Annotated in this window: 5 protein-coding genes; 3 read left to right on the top strand and 2 right to left on the bottom strand. The window is 72.6% G+C overall.

What is annotated here, in order from left to right:
- A partial coding sequence (locus tag BN12_RS18395; RefSeq protein WP_048554764.1) for a tetratricopeptide repeat protein occupies window positions 1-818 on the bottom strand: 818 nt, incomplete at its 3' end.
- Window positions 819-1,021: 203 nt separating this feature from the next.
- Complete coding sequence (locus BN12_RS23475; protein WP_053080086.1) at window positions 1,022-1,825, bottom strand: LysM peptidoglycan-binding domain-containing protein; 804 nt, start codon at window positions 1,823-1,825, stop codon at window positions 1,022-1,024.
- Between the two features lie 173 nt (window positions 1,826-1,998).
- On the opposite strand from BN12_RS23475, the gene BN12_RS18385 reads away from it, so the two are divergent.
- The 3 genes from BN12_RS18385 to BN12_RS18375 form a co-directional block, all read left to right on the top strand.
- Window positions 1,999-2,583, top strand: coding sequence for an RNA polymerase sigma factor (locus tag BN12_RS18385; protein WP_235432464.1), 585 nt, complete (start codon window positions 1,999-2,001; stop codon window positions 2,581-2,583).
- Window positions 2,580-3,041, top strand: coding sequence for a hypothetical protein (locus BN12_RS18380; RefSeq protein ID WP_157635558.1), 462 nt, complete (start codon window positions 2,580-2,582; stop codon window positions 3,039-3,041). The genes BN12_RS18385 and BN12_RS18380 overlap by 4 nt, the downstream gene beginning before the upstream one ends.
- Before the next feature lie 300 nt (window positions 3,042-3,341).
- Window positions 3,342-4,733: alpha/beta hydrolase (locus BN12_RS18375; RefSeq protein WP_235432463.1), on the top strand; the 1,392-nt coding region annotated here is incomplete at its 3' end.

Here is a 4,733-nt window from a genome sequence, read left to right as displayed (position 1 = left end):
TCGACCCTCGCGACGGCCCGTCGGGCCGTGGCGAGGGCCTCATGGTGCAGCCCTGCAGCGAGGAGCACCTCCGCGCGGTCGATGAGGAGCTGCGGATGAACGGCGCCACGCGCGGCATACGACGCCTCGGCCCGGTCGAAGGCGGCGAGCGCTGCCGGCACCTCGCCCGCACGTCCCGCGACGAAGCCGAGGTTCCAGTCGGTGTCCGCGACGAACGAGGTGAGGCCCAGCTCCTCATGGAGGGAACGAGCCCGGAGCAGGTCCGAGCGCGCGGAGGTCAAGGACCCCTGGTATGCGAGGAGGAGGGCGCGGTTGTTGAGGGCCCGGGCCTCCCAGAGCCGGTCGCCGTCGCGACGCAGCACGCGGAGTGCCCGGCGGTATGCCGCCAAGGCCTCGGCGAGCCGTCCGGTCCGCTGGAGCACGAGCGCCCGTTGGGACTCCAGCCGGGCGGCGGCGACACCGTGCAGTGCTCCGGCCGCCCGGTCCGCCTCGTGGAGCGCTGACCGGGCCTTGCCCCTCTCGAGGAGGAGGAAGGCGAGCGACATCCGGGCCTCCGCCTCCGCCTGGGCCGCACCGGTCCGGCCGGCGCCGACGGCTGCTCGGCGCAGCCGTCGCTCGGCCTCGACGAGACGGCCCGTCTCGCGCAGGGCGAGACCGGCCGCCCGGTCGGCGGCAGACGCCGACGCGACGTCGCGACGGGACCGGGCCGCGGTCCCGAGTGCCTCCGCGACGTCGAGGGCCCGACGAGGGTCGACGCCGACGAGGTCGAGGGCCTCCTGGGCAGGGTTGGGCACGTCCTGGGCCGCGCGGCCTGCCATGCCTCATCGTGGCAGGACGGACCTGTCCGGGGCCAGCCGTCCAGCCTCGGTGAGGGACGACGCTCCGTGAGGCGCTCCTCTCGTCATCACCGGACGGGCCTGTCCGGGGCCAGCCGTCCAGCCTCGATGAGGGACGACGCTCCGTGAGGCGCTCCATGTCGTCGCGGCACGGCGCACCCGGCCGGCGCTAGCCATCGCCTCCGTCAGGCGACGCGCAGCACCTGGCCGATCTCGATGTGGTCCGGGTCGGGGAGGTGGTTGAGGCGGACGAGCTGAGCGACGTTCGTGTGGAAGCGGACGGCGATCTCGCCGAGCGTGTCGCCCGCCTTGACGACGACCGTGCGGTGAGACGCGCCGCCCCCACCGCCCGGAAGGTCGAGCACCTGACCCACCCGGATGACGTCGGGGTCGGCGATGTGGTTGAGCCGCACGAGCTCGGCGACGGTCGTGCCGAACCGGAGGGCGATCGCGCCCAGCGTGTCGCCGGCCTTCACGGTGTAGGTCCTCGGTCGGCCGCCACCGGTCACGGGCGTGGGGATCGCCGAGCCGGCGAGCGTGGCGCGCCGCGCGAGGACGTCCCTGGAGTAGTCCCCACCCGTCGTGAAGGCGTCGACGGACCGGCCCTGCTGGAGGGCTCGGCGCACGTTGCCGGGGCCGCAGTTGTAGGCCGCGACAGCGGCGTCCCAGCGCCCGAACGTGCGGAAGTTCGCCGTGAGCAGGTCCGCGGCATCGCGCGCCTGCCGCGGCACGTCCTGCAGGTAGCTCGCGTCGACGCCGAACGCGCCGCTGTCGCGCTGCCATACGCCAAACCCGTGGAACCGTGGCGACGACTCTCCCGGCCGCTGGCTGAAGTCTCCCTTGATGTTGCGCAGGTTCGACTCTCGCGACCCGACGGCATAGAGGAGGAAGGACGGCAGGCCCCGGCTCCGCTCGACGTCGTCGATGAAGGGGAAGTCGCGGCTCGCGCGGGCGGCCTGGGCGCGCAGCGTGCTGGCAGAGATGTTCATGGCGTCTCCTCGGGATGTCGGCCCGGCCGGTCCGGGTCCGACCACTCGATGCCTCGCCCCCACGTCGTGATACGCCGGCCGCGACCGTATCAGGGGGTGTTCCGCGGTCCTCGCCTGTCCATGGACGCGATCCTGCGCCACAATCGGACCGGCTCGACCGGAGGAGGTGCGACGTGGAGGGAGAGGTAGCGGCCCTGGTCGCCGCAGCCGCCGACGGCGACCAGCGGGCATGGGACGCGCTCGTCGGGCGGTTCAACGGCCTGCTGTGGTCGATCGCCGCCGGATACCGGCTCCAGGTCGGCGAGGACGCCGACGCCGTGCAGAACACCTGGCTGCGCCTCGTGGAGCACCTCGACCGCGTCGCCGACCCGGAGCATCTCGGCAGCTGGCTCGCGACGACCGTGCGGCGAGAGTGCCTCCAGATCCTCCGGCGGCGCCGACGCATCGGGTACTCCACCGACACCGAGGACCTCGACGCCGTCCCGGACGACGCCCCGGACCTCGACGCTGCGCTCCTCGACGACGAGCGGGATGCCGCGCTCTGGCGAGCGGTCGAGCGGCTGTCCGAGCGGTGTCGGCGCCTCCTGCGCGTCCTCATGGCGACGCCACCGCCCTCGTATGCGGAGGTGTCGGCCGCGCTCGACATGCCCGTCGGAAGCATCGGGCCGAGTCGGCAACGGTGCCTGGCCGCGCTGCGGACGCTCGCCGGTGCCGACGCCGTCCTCGGTGCCGAGGGTGGGACGGAGTGGGCGACATGAGCGGCATCGGCCCCGTGGATCCCGACGACGCCCTCGTCGAGCGGTTGCGGTCGATCGCGGCCCAGGTCGACCCGCCTCCGGCGCACGTCGACGAGCTGGCCCGCGCCGCCTTCTCGACCCGGCATGTCGACGAGCTGGCCCGCATCCTGTTCGACTCGGCCGCCGAGGACGCCGCGCCGGTCCGCGGAGCCGCGGACGAGGCGAGGGTCGTGACCCTGGCCGCCGAGGGGGTGACGGCCGAGCTCGAGCTGGCGCGGTCGCCGGACGGCCTGCGCCTGCGGGGATACGTGACCGGAGCCGAGGGCGACATCATCGTCGAGTCACCGCGTGGTCGCACCAGGGTCGCCCTCGGGGACGACGGGTGGTTCGCCCACGACGGTCCTCCGGTCGCCCTGCTCCGGATCGCCCTCACCGCGAGGGACGGACGCAGGGTCCGCACGCCGTGGCTGGACCTGTGAGACGTCGCTCGACGAGCCCGCAGCCGTGACGAGCTCCCGGCGAACCCCTTGCGCCGGCGCTCCGACAGGGCTAGGCAGTCCTTGTCACTGCTGCACAGGAGGGTGGACTGGATGCGTCGTCTTCTCGCCGTTGCCGCCGGCGCGGCTATGGGTCTGTCGGGACTGGTGGCCGCACCGAGCGCCACCGCGGATGCAGGGTCGACGCCGCTCGCGTCGCCTACGGCTGCTCTCGCGACGTCGTCCGTGCGATGGGGACGGTGCAGCGACGCCGGCCTGCGTTCCGCCGGAGCGGTCTGCGGGATGCTCAGCGTGCCGCTCGACTACGGCAAGCCGCACGGCACCCACATCCGGCTGGCCCTGTCGATGATCAGGCATACCGTCCCCGCGTCGAAGTACCAGGGGATCATGCTCACCAACCCGGGCGGACCCGGTGCCTCCGGTCTCACCCTGTCCGTCCTCGGCTCCTACGTGCCGGGCAACGCGGCCGACGCATACGACTGGATCGGGTTCGACCCCCGCGGCGTCGGGTCGAGCGTCCCGTCCCTCTCGTGCGACCCGAACTACCTCAAGGGTCCACGTCCGCCCTACGTCCCGACGAACGTCGCGATCCTCGACGCCCAGCTGTCTCGGGCCAAGGCCTACACGACGCGCTGCGGGCGCACGGGCGGTGACCTGCTCGACCACGTGACGACCGAGGACTCGGCGCGCGACATGGACAGCATCCGCGCGGCATTGGGGCAGAAGCAGCTCAACTACTACGGGTTCTCGTACGGCACCTACCTCGGGCAGGTCTACGCGTCGATGTTCCCGAGCCGGGTGCGCCGCATGGTCCTCGACAGCAACGTCGACCCGCGCGGGGTCTGGTACCAGGCCAACCTCGACCAGGACGTCGCCTTCGAGCGCACCATGCAGATCTGGTTCGCCTGGGTCGCGACGTACGACTCGGTCTATCACCTCGGCAAGACCCGAGCCGCGGTCGAGCGGCTCTTCTACACCGAGCAGAACGCGTTGCAGGCCAAGCCGGCCGGCGGTGTCGTGGGTGGCGACGAGTGGAACGACATCTTCCTCGGCGCCGGCTACTACCAGCAGACCTGGCTCGACCTCGGCGACCTCTTCTCGCAGTGGGTCCACCATCGCGACCTGCCACGGCTCCTCGGCGAATACCGGTCGGCCGAGGGGGTCGGCGATGACAACGAGTATGCGATGTATGCCGCCGTGCAGTGCACCGACGTGCAGTGGCCGACGTCGTGGGCGCGGTGGTCACGCGACAACTGGCGCATCTTCCAGCGGGCGCCGTACGTGACGTGGAACAACGCGTGGTTCAACGCGCCGTGCCTCACCTGGCCGGGCGCCGTCCACACGCCGGTTTCCGTCAACGGCTCGAAGGTCGCGCCGATCCTGCTCGTCGACGAGACGCTCGACGCGGCGACGCCGTACTCGGGCAGCCTTGAGGTGCGCAAGCTGTTCCCCCGGTCGCGGCTCCTCGCGCTGCCCGGCGGCACGTCGCACGCCAACTCGCTCTTCGGCAACGCCTGCGAGGACGACCAGATCGCGGCCTATCTCGCCGACGGCACGCTGCCGCACCGCAAGCCGGGCAACGGGCCCGACACGACGTGTGCGCCGCTCCCGGTCCCGAACCCCACGGCCCCCTCGGCACGCAGCCAGGGCACGGCGAAGCAGCCGGGCGTGCCG

Origin of the sequence: Nostocoides japonicum T1-X7 (genome assembly GCF_001046855.1) — a bacterium.
Lineage (GTDB): Bacteria > Actinomycetota > Actinomycetes > Actinomycetales > Dermatophilaceae > Nostocoides > Nostocoides japonicum.
This window is presented reverse-complemented; position numbering and strand designations above follow the sequence as displayed.